The 372-nt window shown below is 43.0% G+C and carries 1 protein-coding gene; it reads left to right on the top strand.

Going from position 1 to position 372, the window contains the following annotated elements; genetic code table 11:
• On the top strand, nucleotides 1–372 hold a 372-nt coding region (locus RG959_RS23885; protein WP_342799283.1), incomplete at both ends, for a nitrilase-related carbon-nitrogen hydrolase.

Genomic DNA, 372 nt, shown 5'->3' on the forward strand with positions numbered 1-372 from the left:
TTGATGGATGAGGAAGAGCATTTGGTGGAAGGTAGTGAGAATGGTATTTTCGAATTGGCCGGAGCAAAATCTGCGGGCGTTATTTGCTATGATATACGTTTCCCAGAATGGATCCGAACACATATGCTTGATAATACGAAGGTTTTATATGTGGTTGCGGAATGGCCTGCAAAACGAATAGACCATTGGAAAGCCTTGCTGATCAGTAGAGCTATTGAGAATCAATGCTATGTTGTAGCTTGCAACCGAGTTGGTGCTGATCCTAACAATCAATTTGGTGGGCATTCTATGGTTATTGGACCTTGGGGAGAAATCTTGGAAGAAGCTGACGATCAAGAGACCATCCTATACAGCGAATTAGATGTAGAGCAG

Source organism: Domibacillus sp. 8LH (assembly GCF_038806185.1).
Lineage (GTDB): Bacteria > Bacillota > Bacilli > Bacillales > Domibacillaceae > Domibacillus > Domibacillus indicus_A.